This is a genomic window from Alitiscatomonas aceti (genome assembly GCF_025567195.1).
GTDB lineage: Bacteria > Bacillota > Clostridia > Lachnospirales > Lachnospiraceae > Alitiscatomonas > Alitiscatomonas aceti.
The window spans coordinates 91667-114282 of sequence record NZ_JAOQJF010000006.1 but is presented as its reverse complement, the minus strand read 5'-3'; the positions used below and the strand labels follow the sequence as shown (position 1 = coordinate 114282).

At 50.5% G+C, this 22616-nt stretch carries 19 protein-coding genes and 3 tRNA genes; 17 read left to right on the top strand and 5 right to left on the bottom strand.

Going from position 1 to position 22616, the window contains the following annotated elements:
- Positions 1-19 precede the first annotated feature (19 nt).
- Together rpoN and OCV69_RS04625 are read left to right on the top strand one after the other, a co-directional pair.
- On the top strand, positions 20-1348 hold the full coding sequence (rpoN, locus tag OCV69_RS04630) for an RNA polymerase factor sigma-54 (protein WP_158357889.1): 1329 nt from the start codon (positions 20-22) through the stop codon (positions 1346-1348).
- A gap of 23 nt (positions 1349-1371) precedes the next feature.
- Positions 1372-2400, top strand: coding sequence for a 3-deoxy-7-phosphoheptulonate synthase (locus OCV69_RS04625; RefSeq protein WP_158357891.1), 1029 nt, complete (start codon positions 1372-1374; stop codon positions 2398-2400).
- Between the two features lie 90 nt (positions 2401-2490).
- Here the strand turns inward: OCV69_RS04625 and OCV69_RS04620 are convergent, their stop codons facing one another.
- From OCV69_RS04620 to OCV69_RS04605, 4 genes are read right to left on the bottom strand one after another with little or no spacing between them, the layout of a single operon-like run.
- Entirely contained in the window at positions 2491-2799 is a 309-nt protein-coding gene (locus OCV69_RS04620) for a hypothetical protein (protein WP_158357893.1), read from the bottom strand.
- Between the two features lie 20 nt (positions 2800-2819).
- Positions 2820-4226, bottom strand: coding sequence for a HAMP domain-containing sensor histidine kinase (locus OCV69_RS04615; protein WP_158357895.1), 1407 nt, complete (start codon positions 4224-4226; stop codon positions 2820-2822).
- A complete protein-coding gene (locus OCV69_RS04610; RefSeq protein WP_022274091.1) occupies positions 4223-4933 on the bottom strand; it encodes a response regulator transcription factor in 711 nt (236 codons plus the stop codon). The genes OCV69_RS04615 and OCV69_RS04610 overlap by 4 nt, the downstream gene beginning before the upstream one ends.
- A 22-nt stretch (positions 4934-4955) precedes the next feature.
- Entirely contained in the window at positions 4956-7343 is a 2388-nt protein-coding gene (locus tag OCV69_RS04605) for an endonuclease MutS2 (protein WP_158357897.1), read from the bottom strand.
- A gap of 143 nt (positions 7344-7486) precedes the next feature.
- Between OCV69_RS04605 and OCV69_RS04600 the strand changes: the two genes are divergently transcribed.
- From OCV69_RS04600 to OCV69_RS04565, 8 genes are all read left to right on the top strand, one after another.
- A complete protein-coding gene (locus OCV69_RS04600; RefSeq protein WP_022274093.1) occupies positions 7487-8818 on the top strand; it encodes a S1C family serine protease in 1332 nt (443 codons plus the stop codon).
- Between the two features lie 118 nt (positions 8819-8936).
- The gene (locus OCV69_RS04595) at positions 8937-9893 is read left to right on the top strand and encodes a 3'-5' exoribonuclease YhaM family protein (RefSeq protein WP_158357901.1); all 957 of its coding nucleotides are present in this window, start codon (positions 8937-8939) and stop codon (positions 9891-9893) included.
- A gap of 14 nt (positions 9894-9907) precedes the next feature.
- Positions 9908-11320 carry a 23S rRNA (uracil(1939)-C(5))-methyltransferase RlmD gene (rlmD, locus tag OCV69_RS04590; protein WP_158357903.1) on the top strand — a complete coding sequence of 471 codons (1413 nt, stop codon included), beginning with the start codon at positions 9908-9910 and terminating at the stop codon, positions 11318-11320.
- 205 nt (positions 11321-11525) lie between these two features.
- A tRNA-Asn gene (locus OCV69_RS04585) sits at positions 11526-11598 on the top strand.
- Positions 11599-11678: 80 nt separating this feature from the next.
- Positions 11679-11750: transfer RNA gene (locus OCV69_RS04580), tRNA-Glu, on the top strand.
- Positions 11751-11791: 41 nt separating this feature from the next.
- Positions 11792-11862: transfer RNA gene (locus tag OCV69_RS04575), tRNA-Cys, on the top strand.
- A gap of 367 nt (positions 11863-12229) precedes the next feature.
- Entirely contained in the window at positions 12230-12571 is a 342-nt protein-coding gene (locus OCV69_RS04570; RefSeq protein ID WP_262563004.1) for a nucleotidyltransferase domain-containing protein, read from the top strand.
- Entirely contained in the window at positions 12558-12962 is a 405-nt protein-coding gene (locus OCV69_RS04565; RefSeq protein ID WP_158357905.1) for a HEPN domain-containing protein, read from the top strand. The genes OCV69_RS04570 and OCV69_RS04565 overlap by 14 nt, the downstream gene beginning before the upstream one ends.
- A gap of 220 nt (positions 12963-13182) precedes the next feature.
- Here OCV69_RS04565 and OCV69_RS04560 read toward each other — a convergent pair whose 3' ends face one another.
- Positions 13183-14049, bottom strand: coding sequence for a MurR/RpiR family transcriptional regulator (locus tag OCV69_RS04560; protein WP_158357907.1), 867 nt, complete (start codon positions 14047-14049; stop codon positions 13183-13185).
- Positions 14050-14897: 848 nt separating this feature from the next.
- Between OCV69_RS04560 and OCV69_RS04555 the strand changes: the two genes are divergently transcribed.
- The 7 genes from OCV69_RS04555 (at position 14898) to OCV69_RS04525 (ending at position 22563) form a co-directional block, all read left to right on the top strand.
- Entirely contained in the window at positions 14898-16361 is a 1464-nt protein-coding gene (locus tag OCV69_RS04555) for an ABC transporter substrate-binding protein (protein ID WP_262563000.1), read from the top strand.
- Between the two features lie 75 nt (positions 16362-16436).
- Complete coding sequence (locus OCV69_RS04550; protein ID WP_158357911.1) at positions 16437-17429, top strand: ABC transporter permease; 993 nt, start codon at positions 16437-16439, stop codon at positions 17427-17429.
- Complete coding sequence (locus tag OCV69_RS04545) at positions 17422-18291, top strand: ABC transporter permease (protein ID WP_158357913.1); 870 nt, start codon at positions 17422-17424, stop codon at positions 18289-18291. The genes OCV69_RS04550 and OCV69_RS04545 overlap by 8 nt, the downstream gene beginning before the upstream one ends.
- Before the next feature lie 13 nt (positions 18292-18304).
- Positions 18305-19288: an ABC transporter ATP-binding protein gene (locus OCV69_RS04540; protein ID WP_158357915.1), complete on the top strand. Its 984-nt coding sequence runs from the start codon at positions 18305-18307 to the stop codon at positions 19286-19288.
- Position 19289: 1 nt separating this feature from the next.
- Positions 19290-20273: an ABC transporter ATP-binding protein gene (locus tag OCV69_RS04535; protein WP_158357917.1), complete on the top strand. Its 984-nt coding sequence runs from the start codon at positions 19290-19292 to the stop codon at positions 20271-20273.
- Positions 20270-20995 (top strand): gamma-glutamyl-gamma-aminobutyrate hydrolase family protein, encoded by a 726-nt coding sequence (locus tag OCV69_RS04530; protein ID WP_262562999.1) that lies wholly within the window; start codon positions 20270-20272, stop codon positions 20993-20995. Before OCV69_RS04535 ends, OCV69_RS04530 begins: the two co-directional genes overlap by 4 nt.
- Positions 20996-21090: 95 nt before the next feature.
- Positions 21091-22563 carry an MATE family efflux transporter gene (locus OCV69_RS04525; RefSeq protein WP_158357921.1) on the top strand — a complete coding sequence of 491 codons (1473 nt, stop codon included), beginning with the start codon at positions 21091-21093 and terminating at the stop codon, positions 22561-22563.
- Positions 22564-22616 lie beyond the last annotated feature (53 nt).

The window sequence follows — 22616 nt, the reverse complement described above, 5'->3', positions numbered from 1 at the left end:
GACAGGAGAGAGGGTTACATTGGAGATCAAAACAGATATATCTTTGCAGACGAAACAGGTTTTATCCCAGGTACAGATGCAGTCCTTAAACATTCTCAGCATGTCCATGACGGAGCTGGAGGAATTTTTACAGAATGAGGAGATCGAAAATCCTCTGGTGGAATATTCCTCCGGCCGCCAGGAGGGGGAGCTGCCGGTGGCTTACCGGGAGTACGACCGGTTTTATAACGGCGCGTCCAGGGACGGAGATTCCCGTGGGGAGATCTATGAGGCCGACGATACGGAGCAGTCGGTGGAGCATATGATCATGATGCAGCTCCCCTGGAAGACGCTCACGGAGGAGCAGCACAGGATCGTGAAGTTCTGCATCCATTCCCTGGACCAGAACGGGTATCTCACGGTCCCGCCGTCAGAGATCGCAGAGGCTCTTAAAGCGGAGGTTTCTGAGGTGGAGTACATCGTTTCCAGGCTGAAGGAGCTGGAGCCGGTGGGAATCTTTGCCTCAAGTCTGGAAGAGTGTCTGGTCCTCCAGGTGCTGGGAATGGAGCAGGAGGCCGCTCTCTGCACCATTATCCGGAACCATCTGCAGGATGTGGCCGACGGAAAGGTCAGTACCATTTCCAGAAGACTGAAGCTTTCCTCTGTGGAGGTGCGGAAGCTGATCCATGTGATCCGGAACCTGAATCCCAGGCCTTTAAACGGCTACGGGGGCGACCGGGCCCAGTATGTGTTCCCGGATATCATTTTGAGCTATCAGGACGGCCAGTGGACCGTGAGCCTCAATGATAAGTGGGCCGGGAATATCAGCATCAATGAGTTCTATGTACATATGATGGAGACGGCCCAGGACGAGGAGTTAAAGAATTACTTTGAGGAGAAGCTGAAGCGGGCCAGGTTCATCATGAACGCCGTGGAGCAGCGCAGAAGGACCCTGGAGGGGATCACAGAAGGGATCCTAAAGCGCCAGGCCGGGTATTTCCTGGGAAAGGAGCCCTTAAAGCCCATGACCTTAGAGGAGATCGCCGCTGAGCGGGAGATCCACAAATCCACCGTCAGCCGGGCGATCCGGGATAAATATATCCTGACCCCCGCAGGCTGTCTGCTGATCCGGGATCTTTTTACCACCGGGATCTCCGGCGGAGGGAAGACCGGGGAGGATGTGAGCCGCAATACGGTGAAGTCCCGTCTGAAGGCCCTGGTGGACCAGGAGGACAAGAAGCACCCGTGCAGCGACGAACAGCTGGCAAAGCTCCTGGAAGCCGAGGGAATGGCCATTTCCAGGCGTACTGTGGCCAAATACAGGATGGAGCTGGGGATCGGAGGCGCGTTTTCACGCCGGGAAGAATAAAGAAACGGGAGGCAATGGCCATCATGGCATTTACGTTTAAAAGCCTGCTCCCTACACCGGAGCTGATCAAGGCAGAATTTCCCCTGTCTGACGAGGCAGTGGAGTTAAAAGAGAAAAGAGATAAAGAGATCGCGGCAGTATTTACTGGGGAAAGCGATAAATTCCTGGTGATCATCGGGCCGTGCTCGGCGGACCGGGAGGACTCTGTATGCGAATACATGGAGCGGCTGGCCCGGGTCAGCGAGAAGGTGGGCGACAAGCTGATCCTTATTCCCCGGGTCTATACCAACAAGCCCAGGACCACCGGAGGCGGCTATAAGGGGATGCTCCATCAGCCTAACCCCGAGAAAAAGCCCAATATGTACGAGGGCCTGGTGGCCATCCGGAAGCTCCACATGCGGGCGATCCAGGATTACGGCTTTTCCACGGCGGACGAGATGCTGTATCCGGAAAATTACAGCTATTTATCGGATGTGCTGTCCTATATCGCCATCGGCGCCCGGTCGGTGGAAAACCAGCAGCACCGGCTCACCTCCAGCGGCGTGGACGTGCCTGTGGGCATGAAGAACCCCACCGGCGGGGATCTGGGCGTTATGTTAAACGCCGTTTATGCGGCCCAGCACGGCCATGATTTCATCTACCGCACCATGGAGGTGACCACCGACGGGAATCCCCTGGCCCATACGATCCTCCGGGGAGCGGTCAGCAAGCACGGCCAGTGCATCCCCAACTACCACTACGAGGATCTGGAACTGCTTTTACAGCTTTACGGAGAGCGGGAGCTGGTGAACCCGGCCTGTATCGTGGACGCCAACCACTCCAACTCCAATAAGCGCTACGAGGAGCAGGTGCGGATCGTGAAGGAGGTCCTTCACAGCCGCCGCTATTCCCCGGATATCCATAAATTCGTAAAGGGCGTGATGATCGAAAGCTATCTGGAGCCGGGAAGCCAGAAGATCGGCGAGCACATTTACGGAAAATCCATCACCGACCCGTGCCTGGGCTGGGAGGAGTCCGAGCGGCTGCTTTACGACATTGCAGAAGAGATCTAGAAACGGCAGAGCGCCGTCCAGCCCCGCGTCTGATGCGCGATGGGCCGGGCGGCGCTTTTTTGTCCCGGGTGCCGGAGTCGCTGTCTGCGGCTATTTCATTATGAGCTTATAGATGCGGATGATCTGGAAAATCACGCAGAAGCCGGCCACGCCAGCCATGGCCCACTGGGACCTGGCACAGTTCTGCCAGAGGAGGAGCAGTCCGGCGGCCATGCCCAGGAGATTCCAGTGGATGATGATCGTGAGCGTCCTGTCTTCGCGGGACAGATAATAAAGACCGAGGACCGCCAGCGTATACAGAAGGAGAAACGCATGGTCCTCCAGGCCCTTGACAAAGAAGACGAAAACTGTGAACATTACGATCCATAGCGGCAGCATGGGATTGGAAAATTTCTTCATATAAACACCTTCGGTCCAGATCACAGATTCACAGCCCGCGGCAGGGTGAAGATGAATTCCGAGCCCACGCCGGCGGTGCTGATCACGTCGATGTTTTCCCCGTGGGCCTGGATGATCTCCTTTACGATGGAGAGGCCCAGCCCCGTGCCCTTTTTGTCCTTTCCTCTGGAAAGGTCGGATTTGTAGAAACGGTCCCAGATCTTTTTCAGGGAATCCTTGGGGATCCCCACGCCGGTGTCCTTGACGGAAACGAAGACCTTTTCGTACCGGGGCGCAGTCTGGATATAGATCACGGAGCCGTTGTGGCTGAACTTGATGGCATTGTCCAGGAGGTTATAAAGGACCTGCTGGATCTTTCCCAGATCCGCGTAGACCATCAGTACGTCGTCGGTAAAGGTCAGGTCCAGGACGATGTCTCTGGCGCTGCAGGTGCCCTCAAAGGAGGCCGCCGTGTCCTTGATGACCCGGTTGATGTCGAAATTGCTGCGGGACAGAAAGCCCTTGCTGTCTAAGGAGTTTAAGGTGAGCATTCCTTCGGTCAGCTTATTGAGCCGCTTCGTCTCAGAGATCACGATCCCCAGATATTTTTCCTCCAGCTCCGGCGGGATGGTGCCGTCTAAAATGGCTTCCAGATAGCCCTTGATGGAGGTCAGGGGGGAGCGGAAATCGTGGGATACGTTGGCGATGAAGGATTTCTGGTATTCCTCCATCTTTCCCAGCTCGCTGGACATATAGTTTAAGGTGTCGGCCAGATAGCCCATTTCATCATTGGTCTTTACTTTTATGGTGTGGTCCAGATTGCCGCCGGCGTATTCCATGGCTCCAGCGGTGATCTTTTTCAAAGGAAAATACACAGTTCTGGTGAATACTAAAAGGATGATCAGGGACAGGAAGAAGATAATGGCCGCAGTGATGTATACAATATTCAGGATCTGGTTCTGGCTGTCCAGGATCCGCTCCATGGGCATGTGGAGCACTACATAGCCGTATGTATTGAAATTTCCGGTGATGGGGGCCAGTACCGATAAGGTCTCGCCGGGGAACATGCCGAAGAAGTCCCCGATGATATAGGACTTGTTTCCTGTGACCGTGGGATCGAAGCCCTCGATGGTCTTTCCCGAATGGGAGGCGGGAGAGGTCTCGGCCACCACAGCGCCTTTATGGTCCAGGACCCAGGCAGAGGCCCCCAGATAGGTGGATACGGCCTCCAGCTGCGGGTTGGCCGTATCCAGGGAGATGGTCTTTCCCTGGTAAATATCGCTGTATGTGGAGGCCAGGAGGTTGGCTTCATCGTACATGGCATCGGACCGCTCCCGAACCAGATATTCATGGGTCATGTGGGAGGAAAAGGTGGCGATGAGGACAAAGCCCAGAAGGCCGAACAGGAGATAGCCCAGGACAAACTTGGTGTACAGGGAATGTGTCATCGTTTTACCTCGAATTTATAGCCGATCCCCCATACAGTGGAGAGGGACCAGTATTCGTTGTCCTTGATCTTCTCCCGGAGACGCTTGATGTGTACGTCCACCGTGCGGGTGTCCCCAATATATTCATACCCCCAGATATGGTCCAGGAGCTGCTCCCTGGTAAAGACCTGGTTGGGAGAGGACGCAAGGAAGTAAAGGAGCTCCAGCTCCTTGGGCGGCATGTCCACGGAACGGCCCTTATAGAGCACGGAATAATTGGTCAGGTTTACGACGAGATCCGGATATTCCACAAACTCTCCCTGCTGCTTCGGCACAGAGGAGACGGCGGAGGAACCGGCCTGGTAGCGGCGCAGGACGGCCTTTACCCGGGCCACCAGCTCCTTGGAGTCGAAGGGCTTTATCATATAGTCGTCGGCTCCCAGCTCCAGCCCCAGGACCTTGTCGAAGATCTCTCCCTTGGCCGAAAGCATGATGATGGGGACCTGGGAGACGGTGCGCAGCTCCCGGCATACCTGGTAGCCGTCGATCCCCGGGAGCATCAGATCCAGCAGCACCAGGTTTGGCTTAAAGGAAGGAAATTCCCGGAGCGCCGATTCCCCATCCCCCACGATCTTTGTTTCATAGCATTCCTTCATCAGGTACAGTGAGATCAGCTCCGCGATATTGGCATCGTCGTCCACGATCAGGATCCTCTGTTTATCAACCATTCCATGTTCCTCCCTGTCAGTTTTACTTAAATGTCACAATGGTAACTCCGGTATCGCCTTCTCCAAAATCGCCCAGCCGGAACTCCTTCACGTATTTCAGTTTTTTCAGATGCTTATGGACCCCGGCCTTTAAGGCGCCGGTCCCCCGTCCGTGGACCACACGCACCTTGGGAAGGTGGGCCAGGTAGGCATCGTCCAGGTACTTATCCAGTACGGGAATGGCCTCGTCCACGGTCATGCCGATCAGGTTCACCTCCGGGGAAACGGAGAAGGACTTGGACATCTTGATCTTTCCGCTGCCGGTATTGTTCTTTTTCATCAGATCCATACCGGGACCGGAAATGGCCGGCTCGTTTAAAAGCTCCAGGTCCTTGATGTTCACCAGAGACCGCAGGATCCCCATCTGCACATACAGATCGCCCTTGGCGTTGGGCAGGGAGCTGACGGTGCCGTTTAAGTTCATGGTCAGCACCTTGACCCCGTCCCCGATCTTTAATTTCTTTGGAGAAATGGTCTTTTTCGGGCCTTTTTCATTTTTAAGGCTCAGGTTTTTATCGACCTTGTCCAGCTTTTCCCGAAGCTTTGTGCGCTCTGCCTCCAGCTCCTTTCCCACGCCGGAGGACTGGGCCAGCTTATTGATCTGGCGGATGGTCTGGTCGGCAGTTTCCTTGGCCTCCCGGAGGATCCTCTGGGCCTCCTCGTTGGCGTTTCGGATCAGCTTGTCCTTCCGCTCGTCAAACCGCTCCTCCTTCTGCTCCAGACGGCTCTTTAACCGGGAGATCTCCGATTTATAGGAGGCGATCTCCTCCCGTTCCTTTTCGATGGTGACGCGGCTTTCCTCCAGGCTGGCCAGCAGGTCCTCAAAGGCCTCGTCGCCTTCCTCCAGACGGGACTTTGCATCCTGGATAATGAAATCGGGAAGCCCCAGCTTCTGGGAGATGGCAAAGGCGTTGCTCTTTCCCGGAATGCCGATGAGCAGACGGTAGGTGGGCCTTAAGGTCTCCACATCAAATTCACAGCAGGCGTTCTCCACGCCGGGAGTGGTCAGGGCATAGACCTTTAACTCACTGTAATGGGTGGTGGCCATGGTGCGGCATTTCATATTGTGGAGGAAGGACAGCACGGCAATAGCCAGAGCTGCGCCCTCGGTGGGGTCTGTTCCGGCCCCCAGCTCATCAAAGAGGCATAAGGAATGGCTGTCGGCCTTTTCCAGGATCCTCACGATATTGGTCATATGGGCGGAGAAGGTACTTAAGCTCTGCTCGATGCTCTGTTCGTCTCCGATGTCGGCAAATACTTCGTCAAATACAGCCAGCTCTGACCCGTCGAAGGCCGGGATCTGGAGGCCAGACTGGCCCATGAGGGTGAAAAGCCCCACGGTCTTTAAGAATACGGTCTTTCCGCCGGTATTGGGGCCGGTGACGATGAGCAGGTCAAAGTCCTTTCCCAGATACACGTTGATGGGGACCACTTTTTTCGGGTCCAGCAGCGGATGGCGGCCGTCCTTGATGTGAATATAGCCGTTCTTATTGAATTTCGGCATGGAGCAGTTATAATGTCTGGCCAGAGCGGCCCGGGCAAAGATAAAGTCCAGCTTTGTCAGAAGCTTCAGGTTTATGAGGATGGTCTCCACATAGGGGACCAGCTCCATGCTGAGGGCAGCCAGCACCATTTCGATCTCCTTCTGCTCCCGGATCTCCAGCTCCCGCAGCTCGTTGTTTAATTTAATGATGGCCATGGGCTCGATAAAAAGGGTGGAGCCGGTGGCAGACTGGTCGTGGACCATGCCCTGGAAGCTGCTTTTATATTCGGCCTTTACGGGCAGGCAGTAGCGGCCGTCCCGCATGGTGATCACCGGATCCTGGAGCATGGTGCGGCTGGAATTTAAGATGGCATTTAACTGGGTGTGGACCCGGTCTCCGGTGATCTTCATCTGGCGGCGTACATGGCGCAGTCCCGGGCTGGCATCGTCGGCCACCTCTTCTTCGGAAATGATGCAGCGGGTGATCTCGTTGTTTACGTTGGTCAGCGGCTCCAGGGAACGGAACATCTCGTCCAGGGAGTCGTCGGGAAGCTCAGATTCCTGGCGGCGGCCATAGTTTTTGGCTCTGGCGGCACAGGTCAGAAGAGAGCTGACGGCCAGGAGCTCATGGATACTTAAGGAGCTTCCGATCTCCAGGCGCTTTAGGGAGCCGCCGATGTCGGAGATCCCGGCAAAGGAAACACTTCCCTTCTGGCGGACCCTGGCGGCGGCATCGGCGGTCTCTGCCTGGGCCTGGACGATCTCCTCAAAGTCCGAGGACGGCTCCAGCTCCCGGCACAGCCTTTTCCCTGGCTCCGAAGCGGCATATTCGGTCAGTTTTTCTATGATCTTATGATATTCTAAGGTTTTTAATACTTTCTGGTTCATAAAAAGGTCCTTTCAAAACAGCGGGCAGAGACTTTGCCCATTTACCAAAGTATAACACAAAGCAATGGAATATCCTAGAGATATTTTTGTTGCATAAACCCAGCAAAAAAACTATAATGGAAAGGAGAGGAGTTTTATGGGATATGGCCGATGCACCAGACGAAAAGAGATCCAATGAAAAACCATTCATGAGGGAAAAGATCGTAAAGCCCCCGCTCAGCAGACGGCAGACTGCGGTCCGCGTTTTCCGGCTGTTTTTAAGTGCGGTCATTTTCGGGGTCGTGGCAGCAGTAAGCTTTGCAGCCTCAAGGCCGCTGGCAGAACGGTTCCTGGGAAAGGAACCGGAGACGACTCCGGCTCCTACCATTACCATTGAGCGGGATGAACCGGGAAAAGAGGAGGAGACCCAGACGGCGGAAAGCGAATCCCTGCCGCCGGAGAGCCAGTCGGAGGCAGCCCGGGAGGAGATCGAAGGGATCGTAAAAAAAGAGCTGGAGACCTTCGACTGGACCAGGGACAAGGTGGAGGGCATGAACCAGGTCCTCCAGGAGATCGGCAGGGAGGCCGATCAGAGTGTCGTGACCGTATCTTCCGTAAAGCACCAGGTGGACTGGTTCGACAATCCGGTGGAGAGCACCGGCCAGTATGCGGGGATCATCCTGTCCATAAGCCGTGGGGAGATCATGATCCTGACAGAAGCTGCGGCGGTGGAGGAGGCGGATTCCCTCCGGGTCGTTTTTAAAGACGGCGGTACGGCGGCGGGAACCTTAAAGCAGAAGGACAGCCTGGGTGGTCTGGCGGTGGTATCAGTGGCGGAAGCCGAGGTGCAGGAAGCCGCAAGGGAGCGTATCAAAGCCGTGGAGCTGGGAAATTCGTATAGTCTGGAAACTGGAGACCTGGTGATTGCCGTGGGAAGCCCTGCGGGGATCGTCCATTCCGTAAAGCAGGGGGCTGTTTCCTATGTGGCTGGAAACGTGCAGACCGCCGATGGTCAGACCCGCGTTCTTTACACAGACTGCGGCTGCGAGACTGGAAAAGGGACCTTCTTTTTAAATATGTCTGGAGAGCTGGTGGGCTGGGCCACAGAGCTTTATGGGGCAGAGGACCGACAGGGGTTTACCATTGCGCTTCCGGTATCTGAGTATAAAGGAAACCTCCAGAAGCTGATGAATGGGATCCAGATCCCGTATATGGGCTTAAAGGGCCAGGACGTCAGCGAGGCCATGCAGGCGGAGGGGATCCCCAAGGGACTCTATATTACAGAGGCCATTGCCGATAGTCCGGCATACCTGGCCGGGATCCAGGCAGGGGATATCCTGACGAGGATCCAGGGAGCGGAGATCTGCTCCATCCGGGATTACCAGGCATGTCTGGAGGACCAGGCGGCCGGGACCGAGGCCACAGTGACGGTCCAGAGAATGGGACTGGGAGAATATAAGGAAATTGAATACAAAGTGATCATTGGAGCCAGGTGATTCGCCTGGCTCATGATGTCCGGGGCTGGGAGAACGGATCCGGCATATAAAGGGCTGCTGTCCGGTATTGAGGATACCGGAAAAGCGGCGGGAGATTGAAGAAGGGAGAAATTATAGTATGAAATATATCGAAACATTCCGGGAGGGCGCTCACATATCCGAGGTGTATCTGTGCAAGACAAAGCAGATCGCACTGACAAAAAACGGAAAGGAGTATGGATCTCTGACCCTCCAGGACAAGACGGGGACCGTAGACGCGAAGATCTGGGAGCTGAATTCTCCGGGGATCAATGAGTTTGCGGCTATGGATTATGTGTTCGTGGATGCAGACGTGACAGTGTTCCAGGGGGCTTTCCAGTTAAACGTAAAGCGGATCCGCAAGGCCGATGAGGGGGAATACAGGCCTGGGGATTATCTGACGGTGACCTCCAAGGATGTAAAGACCATGCAGCATGAGCTGACCCAGTATATCACCACCATCCGGAATGAGCACCTCAGAAAGCTGGCCGCCGGCTTTTTCATGAACGACGCTGCCTTTATGAAGGCATTCTCCTTCCATTCTGCGGCCAAGAGCGTTCACCACGGCTTTGTGGGAGGGCTTCTGGAGCACACCTTAAGCGTTGTGAAGATGTGCGATTATTTCAGTAAACAGTATCCGGCCTTAAACCGGGACCTGCTCTTAACGGCCGCCATGTTCCATGATATCGGAAAGACAAAGGAGCTGTCTGCGTTCCCGGAGAACGATTATACCGACGAGGGACAGCTCCTGGGCCATATCATCATCGGCGTCCAGATGCTGGAGGAGAGGATCGCCGCCATGCCTGGCTTCCCAAAGAAGCTGGAGCATGAGCTGATCCACTGTATCCTGGCCCATCACGGCGAGCTGGAATACGGATCTCCCAAGAAACCGGCCCTGATCGAGGCGCTGGCCCTGAATCTGGCCGACAACGCCGATGCCAAGCTGGAGACCATGACCGAGATCTTAAAGGGCGCAGGCGACAACATGGGCTGGCTGGGCTATAACCGGTTCATGGAAAGCAATGTGAGACGGACCAGCGACGGCCAGGAGAAATAACCGGAGGACGGAGCATGAAGAAAAACGACGTATTTACCGTGACCATTGAGGATATGGGCGAGGACGGGGCCGGGATCGGAAAAACCGACGGCTACACCTGGTTCATCAAGGATGCGCTCATTGGGGATGTGATCCAGGCGTCGGTGATGAAGATGAAGAAAAATTATGGTTTTGCCAGGCTGGTGAAGATCCTGGAGCCTGCGCCGGGACGGGTAGAGCCCCGGTGTCCGGTGGCCAGGGCCTGCGGCGGCTGTCAGCTCCAGGAGCTGGATTATAGGGAACAGCTCCGGTTCAAGGAGAGAAAGGTCTACAATCATTTAAAGAGGATCGGCGGCATGGACCGCCTGTTCCTGCCGGAGGACAGGGAAAAGGCCGCGGGCGTTTTGGATGCCGTGGTCATGGAGCCCATCATCGGCATGGAGGACCCCTGGCGTTACCGCAACAAGGCCCAGTATCCGGTGGGCCTGGGAAAGGACGGACAGCTGACGGCGGGATTTTACGCGGGACGCACCCATTCCTTGATCCCGGCTCCGGGTCTGGACTGCCTTCTGGGCTGCCAGGAAAATAAGGAGCTTCTGAAAATTATCCTGGATTTCATGAAAGAATATAAAATAAAGCCCTATGACGAAGCCGCCCATCAGGGCCTGGTGCGCCATGTGCTCTTAAGAAAGGGATTTTCCAGCGGCGGGCTGATGGTCTGCCTGGTCATCAATGGAGAGGAGCTTCCCCACGGCGGGGAGCTGGCGGGGCGGTTAAGGGAGGCAGGCGTCTCCAGCGTATCGTATTCGGTCAACACCGAGCGGACCAACGTGATCATGGGCACAAGGATCGTGAACCTTTACGGCCCCGGCTATATCACAGACACCATCGGTGATATCGAATACCGGATCTCCCCCCTTTCCTTTTACCAGGTGAATCCGGTACAGACGGAAAAGCTTTACGGCACGGCCCTGGAATTTGCAGATCTTTCCGGCGGCGAGACGGTCTGGGACCTTTATTGCGGCATCGGGACCATTTCATCATTTCTGGCGAAGAAGGCCGGGAAGGTCTACGGCGTGGAGATCATTCCCCAGGCCATTGAGGACGCCAGGGAGAATGCCAGGAGAAACGGCATCGAAAATGTGGAGTTTTTCGTCGGCAAGGCCGAGGAGGTGCTGCCGGAGCAGTATGAAAGGAACCATGTCCATGCGGACGTGATCGTGGTGGACCCGCCAAGGAAGGGCTGCGATCCCGTTTGTCTGGAAACGATCCTTAAGATGGCTCCAGAGCGGGTGGTCTATGTAAGCTGCGACTCGGCGACCCTGGCCAGGGATGTGAAGTTCCTGGAGGAAAACGGCTACCGGGCAATGCGTGTGCGTCCAGTGGATATGTTTCCGATGGGGGGACACTGCGAGTGCGTGGTATTGCTGGAGCGAGTGGGAAAGTAATATGTGAGAACGGATAAGGGGCGGCTTTGGGGAGCGTTTGATCCAGGCCGCCGCCTTGTCCGGCTGTCTGGTTCCGGGACTGGACAGAGAGTTTCCGTTGTTCATACAGGATCTGGAAAATCCAGGAAATGGAGAAAAGTTTAAAAAAAACCTTGACATTTCTTTACCTCTATTATATAATATCATCGTTGTTCAAAACAACTATTCCTCGATAGCTCAGTCGGTAGAGCACGCGGCTGTTAACCGCGCTGTCGTAGGTTCGAGTCCTACTCGGGGAGCTTTTTATTACTGTCCGGTTTTGCCCGGCTTAAATCGGTTGACAGAGGCAGTCAGATATGATAGTATAAATAAGCAATACGGCCCCATGGTCAAGCGGTTAAGACATCGCCCTTTCACGGCGGTAACACGAGTTCGAATCTCGTTGGGGTCACTCCTGGAATATTTAGTATTCCAGTGCATACAATAGAATATGGCGCGATAGCCAAGCGGTAAGGCGTGGGTCTGCAACACCCTGATCACCGGTTCAAATCCGGTTCGCGCCTCTTGAGGAATCACAGAAGTGTGGTTCCTTTTTCTTTTGGAAAACAGTTTAAAACCAAAAGACTTTGGAAATTCTGGTCATAACTATCAAGTATAATTGTAAATTTGTTCAGGCTGCGAATGGTCGTCTTTTTCCGGTTTAGTACAACAGAAATTCCAAATAGTGTACCAATAGTGCAGTACCTCTCTCCAGATATGTTGTAGAATGGGCCCAGATCAATAGATAAGGTCCTGGCGGAAGCAGGAACTGAAAAATAGGATTGAATGTGAATGTGAATTTCGTTATAATAATAAGAGAGAACTGTGAACAGTCTGATGGAATTTATCTGGCAGATAATTATATTTTTATTTAAGAAAGCAGGTGATCCTGTGTCGGCAGTAACAAGAGATCTACTAAAAAATTATACAGAAGGAATTCAAAGAATATATGGAAAATCTCTGGATGCTGTTATTTTATATGGTTCCTATGCCAGAGGTGATTATACAGAAGATTCAGATATTGATATTATGATTCTGGTAGACCTTTCAGAAGAGGAAATTCAAAAAAGCAGAGATCGAGTTTCGGATTTCACCTATGATTTTAATATGGATTACGATCTGCTGATCATGCCTGTGGTAAAAGGGATGGCTCATTTTAAATACTGGAGCGAAGCGTATCCGTTTTATCAAAATGTGGAGAAAGAGGGGGTGAATCTCTATGCAGCCTCATGAAATGCGAGGCGGTCCTGCGGATCTGGCGAAATATCGCTTTCAGCTTGCCATTGAGGACCTGGAATCAGCAAAGGACAATTTCCAAAATGGGCATTTGCGGACTGCGAATAATCGGGCTTATTATTCCATTTATCACTTAATAACAGCGATATTGGCGTTGGACGGGACTGCCTTTAAGCGTCATAAAGATACGTTGGCTTATTTCAATAAGGAATATGTGAAAACAGAGATTTTTCCCAGAGAGCTTGGACGAAGAATTAGTAAAGCGCAGGAGGTAAGGCATGCCAGTGATTATGACGAATTTTATATTGCCTCTAAAGAAGAGACAGAACGGCAGATCGAAAGTGCAGAATTGCTGGCAAAAGCGATCATGGATTATCTGGATCGCTGATTTTATTGGATCATGTATGAAAGAAAGTAGTTTAATTACACAGTTTAAATCCAGTTCGTGTCTTTTGAGGAATCACAGAAATGTGGTTCCTTTTTTGATACAAAACTATATATATCAAAAAATTCTAGTGATTTTAATAATAATTATCGAATATGATAATTGGAGTTTAATACTGCATCAGGATAGCCACTGCGTAGCGGCGCTGGTCATCCAGGCGCCGCTATTGGAAGAAGGAAGAAATGTGTTCAAGCCGCTTCTGGGTCTCTGGATCCTTCTGGATCTGGACTGCGAGGATTCCGGATAATATAGTGACCAGAGAGGTTGGAGTTGTCATGGAGTTATAATAAATCAGACCAGAAGTCTGGCATAGGAGCAATTTTTCTGCGTAGTAGGCAATGGGTGCTGTGGATTTATCCGTAATACAAATTGTATGGCAGCCTATGTCTTGAGCGCATTTGGCCATATTGATGGAAAAGTCTTTATAATTTGGGAATGAGAAAATAATAAACACATCCTGAGGCCCGGCATTTACAAGATAGTAAGGAAGGAGTGTCAGATTATCATTATGGATAATCTGCGCATCGAGACATAAAAATCTTAAACGGGTCAGTAAAATTTCTGTTATCGGTTCATTGAGACCAGTGCCGACAATAAATATTTTGCGGGCATTTTTTATGATCAGAGCGGTTTCTAAAAGTGTTTCGGAGGAAATTGCATCATAAGTTGCCTGCATAAGATCAAGCTCATTCTGAATGACACCATGGATGATGTCATCTGTGGGTGCATTACGCATAGTGTTGATTTTCGATTTAATGATGCGCATAGGAATCACTCTTGTCTGTATATAATTCTGAAGGTCCTTTTTAAAAGCGCCAAAGCTTTCGTATCCTATTTTTTTTACGAAACGGATTACAGTCACACTGGTCACACCAACAAGTTTGCTGATGTCCTCGAGACGCATAAAGCAGATGGTTTCTGCCTGTTCGAGGATAAGATCAGCAATTTTTTTTTGTACAGGGCTAAGCAGAGGATAAGAGTTTCGAATATTGTCAATAGGGCTGGTGTAGGTTGGTCTGTTTTGCTCCATAAAGTTCTTCCCCCTTTCGTTGTGTGTATCAGAACATAGTATATTGGACTATTGTAAAAGAGCATATGGGCTCTAGAGAGGTAAAAAAATTTAATTTATCATACCATAATCTGGAAGAAATTCCAATAAAATATTAAAGCATAGAAAATAATCCTCCTAAAACAAAAATATATTGACAAATAACGACACATTATGTATATATAAATATATATCAATCACATAAAAAGTAAATATTAAGATATAAAAAGACGTGATTGGGTTCATGTCTTTTTTTGTTTAAATGAAATAATCCATATGACATTTTGGATGGATACAGTAATGGCTGAGTAAATGAAGGGAGGAGATCGGTCACATATCTGAAGATGGCATTCGTTTTGTATATGGATTATGGGAGGTGAAAAATATGGATCATTGAACTTATTTAATAGTTTCCAGACCGGAATCTGGAAAGCATGGTAGTAGATACGCAGGCAGTCAGAAACGAGAGGAACATTTCCAGGATAAAGGAGGATTTCAAGTAAACTAAAAATAAAAAAACAAGAAAGGAAATCCAGCTTATAAGAGTAACTAGTAGTAAAAGTTTATGTAATTGGACATTTTTCATGAAGCCTCCATAGTATTGCAGCGAGTGATTTGGTGTTGAAGTTGATGATATGTGTAAACATAGCATACTTTTGCCCATAAAGCAAGTGTCAAAACGGAAAGTTTTGTGACAATACAAGATGACAGCCAAGAAAGAACGGAACAATATGAAAAATATGGAAAAGGAGAGAAACATATGAAAAAATATATTTGCAGGCTCGCAGTTATTCTGACTCTGGCATTGCTGGTATGTCTGATTCCAGGTTGTGGAAAAGAAGGGGAAGAAAAAAAAGGATACACTGACAGTTGCATTCCGTAATGAACCGGCCAATATGGATCCTACTGGAAGTTCGGCGCTGACAGCTTTTTGTATCCAGTTCCAGAATTTTGACCGGCTGATCATTAACAATGGAGATGGAACGTATTCTCCTTCTCTGGCCAAAGAGTGGGAACAGATCGACCCGCTGACATACCGGTTCCATTTGCGGGAGGGTGTGAAGTTTCATGATGGTTCTGAGATGACTGCAGAGGACGTAGTGTATACAATTGCAAGAGCGGAAAAATCCAGTTTCAGTTCTTCCTTTTTTGGATATTTCAATGGTGAAGCCTGTACGGCTGTGGATAAGTATACTGTGGATATTGTAACGTATGAACCGTTTGCTCCGTTTCTGACTTATTTGTCTTCTTCCCGTGGTTCAATTGTACCAAAAGCTTATATAGAAAAAGTTGGAGCAGAGGAATTTGGACGGAAGCCGATAGGAACCGGTGCGTTTAAATTTGATTCCTGGACAGCAGGAGATAATATCACGATGGTGAAAAATGAGGATTACTGGGACAAAGAACGGCAGATTCCCTTAAACAAAATTATCAATCGATTTGTAACAGATACATCGGCCCGTGCGATTGAAATTGAGTCCGGGGCTGTGGATATATCCTTACATGTAGCTGGTAATGATGCTTCCCGTCTTGAGACAACGGATGGAGTGAAAACCCAGATCGGACCATCATACAGTACAACATATCTTCGCTTTGACACTGTAAATAATGATACATATGCGGATGTAAACATTCGTAAGGCGCTGAGAGCAGCCATTGACATGGAAACAATCGTTAATACAGTATGGGGAAAAGGCGGAGAGCCAGCCAAAAGCTATTATTCTCCAGTTCTTCTTGGATGGAAGGATGTGACGAGTAACGATTATGATGAGGAAGCAGCAAAAAAATATCTGGCCGAGGCAGTAGCCAACGGGTTTGATCCGGAAAAAACATATACTGTGTATTGCTCAGGCGATTCTCTGGAAACAAATGCACTTCAGGCTTTCATGAATCAGTGGAAGAAGGTTCTTGGTCTGAATTTCGAGATGAATACCATGGATAACGCCACCTTGACAAGTAAGATCAACAGTGGTACTGGAGAAATCCCGTTTATGATAACGTCGACCAATGCGGCAGCAGGAGATCCGGACCATGGACTGTTTGTATATAAGGGGACAGCCTGTACCACCCATAAAGATCCGGCCCTTTTTGAACTGATCAACCAGGCGGCGGCAGAATTTGATACAGAAAAAAGAGTCAGCCTGTACGGAGAGATCCAGGATATGCTTCATGAGGGGTGCTATACAATTCCGATGGTGAACACAAATGCAATTTATGGCTTAAAAGAAGGCGTTCAGGGGCTGGAAGCACATCCGGGATATGTACCGGATCTGACGGGCGTTTATTTTGAGTGATTTTTACAGGATCCATCCCGGGGGCTGCTGGATGCAGCCAGAAGCAGCCTCTGGGAATCCGGGGAGGTATAGGATATGTATAAGTATATTATAAAGCGTCTTTTACTACTCATTCCGGTGCTGATAGGTGTTAGTCTGGTAGTATTTGTAATGCTGGAGATCACGCCGGAGGATCCGGCACGGCAGTTGGCTGGTTCAGATGCCTCTGAAGAGGCAGTGGAACAGTTACGGGAGGAAATGGGGTTAAATGATCCGGCACCGACCAGATTTATCCGTTATATATGGAATGCGTGTCATGGCGATCTGGGAAAATCTTATACGACAAAGGCGCCTGTGGTCCATGAAATCATGAGTCGATTTCCAACGACATTTACGTTGGCGTGCTTAAGTACGCTGATTGCGGGAGTGACTGGGATTTTACTTGGGATTATTTCAGCGATCCATCAGTACAGTTTTCTGGACCGTTTTGCCACTGTATTCGCGCTTCTTGGAGTTTCCATGCCGGTGTTCTGGCTGGGAATGATGCTGATTGTATTCTTTTCGGTCAAGCTGGCAATCCTTCCATCTTCCGGCTTCAGTACACCCCTTCATTGGATTATGCCAGCTGTGGCTGTGGGGTATAGAGCATCGGCAATCATTACGAGACAGACACGGTCTTCCATGCTGGAAGTTATCCGCCAGGATTATATCCGTACAGCCAGGGCAAAAGGACAGACAGAAAAGGTAGTGATTTATAAGCATGCATTAAAAAATGCGCTGATTCCAGTCATTACAGTTCTGGGACTCCAGTTTGGAGCGGGACTGGGAGGCGCAGTTGTAACTGAAACTGTATTTTCAATTTCAGGTCTTGGAAAGCTTATGGTGGATTCTATCAACGCTCGTAATTATCCCATGGTGCAGGGAGGTGTACTGGTGATTGCCTGTGTATTTACACTGGTGAACCTGGCAGTTGATGTATTGTATGCATATTTGGATCCGAGAATTAAATCACAGTATGGAGGGCGTGTAAGAGCCAAAAAGCTTTTAAAGAACGAGAGTGATACCAGGGAGGGAACCCGGAATGAGTGAACATGAAAAATCTACCAGAAAGAAAAGCATGGGTGCAGAAAAATTTCATGCCTTTATGAAAAATAAGCTGGCAGTTGCAGGAGCAGGACTCCTGATTGTTATGATATTGCTGTCAGCACTATCGCCGGTGATCGCACCATATGGCTATGATGAACAGTATTATGAGGAAGCACGGCAGACCCCATCCCTCCAGCATCTGGCCGGGACCGATGAATTAGGGCGTGATATTTTTTCAAGAATTTTATATGGAGGAAGAGTCTCGCTAACAATTGGAATCATATCGGTTGGAATCGGTCTGCTATGTGGGGGCTCCCTGGGAGTCCTGGCTGCCTATTATGGAGGGCTGGCAGAAACTGCGATTATGCGGATTATTGATATTCTTATGGCAATTCCCAGTATTATTCTCTCAATCTCAATTTGTGCAGCTTTGGGGTCGGGAATTGTAAATACTATGATTGCTGTGGGAATCAGCTCAATTCCAACTTATGCGCGGGTGTTCCGCTCTGCAGTTATTTCAGAGAAATCCAAAGAATATATTGAAGCATCCAAGGCAGTAGGCGCTGGAAATGCGCGTATCATATTGCGGCACATTCTTCCTAATTCATTGGCTCCGGTAATTGTACAGGCATCCCTGGGAGTGGCCCAGGCAATTACAACTGCCGCTTCCTTGAGCTTTATCGGACTTGGAATCCAGCCTCCAAATCCCGAATGGGGAGCTTTGCTTTCCGGCGGACGTCAGTACATTCGTGATTATCCCCATATGGTGGTTTATCCAGGAATTGCGATCATGCTGACAGTGCTGGCTTTGAATCTGATCGGAGATGGCTTGCGGGATGCCCTGGATCCACGGCTGAAACGTTAGGAGGAGGGAAAGTATGGAGCTGCTGGAGTTAAAAGATCTGACAATTCATTATTTTACAGATGAAGGTGTTGTAAGGGCGGTGAACGGACTTACGCTGTCTGTGGGAGCAGGGGAAACGGTTGGACTTGTGGGGGAGACTGGGGCAGGAAAAACAACAACTGCGCTGGGAATCATGAACCTGGTACCGGATCCGCCGGGAAGAATCGTTTCTGGACAGATTTTATATAACGGGGAAGATCTGGCGAAAAAAAGCCAGATAGAGATGCGGGATATTCGTGGGCGGCAGATATCCATGATATTCCAGGATCCGATGACAGCGTTAAATCCGGTTCTGACAGTAGGGGACCAGATTGCTGAGGTAATTCGGCTTCATGAAGAGGTTTCACGGGCAGACGCTTATGTCAAGGCGGCAAAAATGCTGGAGATGGTTGGTATCCCGTCAGAGAGGCTGGGGGAATATCCGCACCAGTTTTCAGGGGGAATGAAGCAGAGGGTAGTGATCGCCATTGCGCTTGCCTGCAATCCAAGATTGCTGATTGCCGATGAACCAACAACAGCGCTGGATGTGACGATTCAGGCCCAGGTATTAAAGATGATGAACGATCTGAAACAGAACCTGGGAACCTCCATGATCCTGATTACCCATGATCTGGGAGTTGTGGCTGAGACCTGTGATAAAGTCGCGATCATGTATGCAGGAGAAATCGTAGAGTATGGATCGTTAGAAGATATTTTTCTACACACTGCCCATCCGTATACCAAAGGTCTGTTTGAGTCAATTCCGAGTTTGAAGAGGGACACAAAACGTTTAAAACCGATAAAAGGCCTGATGCCTGATCCGCGCAGCCTGCCGGAGGGATGCTCATTTTGTCCACGTTGTCCGTATGCAAAATCGGAATGCGGGTCTCAGGATCCGGGAGTGATCGAAATTGCGAAGGGCCATCTTGTAAAATGTCCATATTGGACAGAAGTTCATCTGAACCGGGAGGAACTATAAAATGGGAAAAGAAAATGCTCTGCTTCAGGTTCAAAACCTTAAAAAATATTTTAAAACTGCGAAAGGGCAGCTTCATGCAGTAGACGATATCACATTCTCTCTTGAACGCGGGAAGACTCTGGGCGTGGTGGGAGAATCCGGATGCGGGAAATCCACGTTGGGAAGAACGATCCTCAATCTTCTTCCGGCCACTTCCGGAGAAGTGATTTTTGACGGAGTCCATGTGGAAAATGCAGACAGGAGACAGATGAGAAAGCTTCGCCAGGAGATGCAGATTATTTTCCAGGATCCATTTTCTTCGTTGGATCCCCGTCTGTCTGTGAGTGAAATTATAATGGAACCATTGGAAATATACAAGATTGGTTCTGGCAGACAGGAACGCCAGAAAAGAGTGGAGGAGTTAATGGATACGGTTGGTCTGGCCCGAAGACTGGCAAATTCCTATCCTCATGAGTTGGATGGCGGGAGGCGGCAGCGGATTGGTGTTGCGCGTGCGCTTGCCCTTAATCCAAAGTTTATTGTATGTGATGAGCCTGTATCTGCGCTGGATGTTTCTATCCAGGCTCAGATTCTGAATCTTATGCAGGACTTACAGGAACAGCATGGGCTGGCATATATGTTTATTACTCATGATCTGTCAGTGGTAAAGCATATTTCGGATGATATTCTTGTCATGTATTTGGGAAAAATGGTAGAAAAGTGCCCGGCAAAGGAACTGTTCCGGAATCACATGCATCCATATACAGGTGCTCTTTTGTCAGCAATTCCGGTGCCAGAAATTGGTGCGGCGAAAAACAGGGTTCTGCTTCAGGGGGAATTATCGTCACCAATCAATCCAAAGCCAGGCTGCCGTTTTGCCAACCGATGTGTGTATGCCAGCGAGCTTTGTTTTCAGAAGGAACCGGATTTAGAGGAAGTCGTTCCAGGCCATTTTGTGGCTTGTCACCACGTGAAGGAAATAAAAGGAAAGGAAGTAATTGGATGAACAGCAGAAGACCACTGATCCTGATCGCACCAAGTGATCATACATTTGATACAGAATATGAGAGACGTCCGAAATTTGAACTGTATAAAAATTATGCAAGGGCAGTTTATGCAGCAGGCGGAATACCGATTATGTGTGTGGAGACGGATCTGGCAGCCGAATATGCAGAAATTTGTGACGGACTGGTTGTTCCAGGAGGAGGTGGAATCCACCCAAGCTGCTATGGAGGGACATTCAAGGAGCAGTGGCTGATTCCGGGAGCCACAAATATTCCCAGAGATGAAATGGAATTTGCTCTGTTCTGCGAATTTTGTGACAGGAAAAAACCAATTATGGGAATCTGTCACGGATTTCATTTAATTAATGTTGCCATGGGAGGGAGCCTTATTCTTAATTTTCCCAAGGATGTTGGAGAGGAGCATGTCAATGGCTGCGACCATATGGTTAATGCGGTTCCAGGCTCATTGGTGGAGTGTTTATTTGGTGCCAGATTTGAGGTGAATAGCTACCATCGTAATACTCTGGACCGCTTGGGAGAAGGAATTGTTGTTACATCAAGGTCTGATAAGGGGATTATCGAATCCTTTGAGCATGAAAGCCTTCCTTTATTTGGTTATCAGTGGCATCCTGAGAGAGCCAGGGATGATCAGCAGGTTCCTAACCCTTATCGGGGGCCGGATATGACCCCGGTATTTGAAGATTTTGTACGAAGATGCAGGTGAGTTTCTGATCCGCACCATTATTTTTTCTGTTTATTCTTCCCATCCCCCCAATTTTATTTTATAATAGATGTATTGAGGGAGGGGAATACAACAATATGAAGACAAAGGAACGACTACAAACGACTCTGGACCGCCTGCCCTACGGGCCGGAAGGCGTGCCGGAGAACCAGAAGGTAAGCAAAAAACTCCTGGAGGGCGTCCGGTCCCGGGAACTGTACGAGGACATCGTCCGCATCGCCGGGCCCAGCTTTGTGGAGCTCCTGCTGACCCAGCTCACCTCCATGGTGGACCTGATGATGGTCGGCTCCATGGGAGGGGTGGAGAACCTGGAAATGGGAACTCAGGCGCTGGCGGCTGTGGGACTGACCACTCAGCCAAAATTCCTGCTGATGGCCGCGTTTGTTTCCATGAATACGGGAGTCACGGCTCTGGTCGCCAGAAACCGCGGCCGGGGAGATCAGGAAAAGGCCAACCTGGTGGTGCGCCAGGGGCTTCTGTTTACATTCTGGGCAACGGTGCTCATGTCCATCCTGGGTGTTGTATTTGCCCGTCCTATGGTGGTCTTCATGGGCTCCACCGAAGAGACCGTGACCGTATGGGCCACCCAGTACCTCCAGATCCAGATGGCCGGTTTCCTCACCATGGCGCTGACCAGTACCATAACGGCGTCGCTGCGGGCAGTGGGGGATTCAAAAACGTGTATGGTCTACAACATGATCGCCAACGGCGTCAATGTTTTCTTCAACTGGCTGCTGATCTACGGAAACCTGGGCTTCCCGGCCCTGGGCGTTGCCGGCGCCTCCATTGCGACGGTGATCGGGCAGTTCGTGGCCTTTGCCATTGCGATTTCTGTGATCCTTAAGGGGAACGGATTCCTGAAGCTGGAATTCCGGAAGGGCTTTAAGCCGGACCGGGGAGTCCTGGGAGATATCCTGAACATCGGTCTTCCGGCTATGGTGGAGCAGCTTCTGATGCGCGCGGGGATCATCATTTACGCAAAGACTGTGGCGTCCCTGGGAACTGTGGCGTATGCGACCCACCAGGTCTGCATGAATATCCAGGCCCTGTCCTTTATGACAGGACAGGCGTTTGCCGTTTCGGCCACGACCCTTATGGGGCAGTCTCTGGGAAAACGCCGCTACGATATGGCCCAGGCCTACACGAGCCGCACAAGGACCGTCGGCTTTTTGTTCTCCCTGATCCTGGCCGCCATATTTGTCCTGTTCGGCGGCAATATCGTTGGTCTCTACAACAGCAATCCGGAGATCATACGGATCGGCGGGCACATCATGCTGATCGTGGCCTTTTTACAGCCGTTCCAGAGTTCCCAGTTCATCGTTGCCGGTGGACTGAGGGGTGCAGGAGACACCAGGACCACGGCCATGATCACCTTCGTCACAGTGCTTTTGGTACGTCCTGTATTTGCCATCATCCTGATCCGCATGGGCCTTGGCCTTTACGGAGCCTGGTACGCCCTGGCGGCTGACCAGCTTCTCCGGTCGGCCCTGGTCCTTGCCAGATACCAGAGCGGAAAATGGAAGACCATACGGCTCCGGAACGAGGTGTAGACCGGATACGGCTTAAGATTTCATAAAGAGCGGGGCTGCTGCAAAAGAGAAGG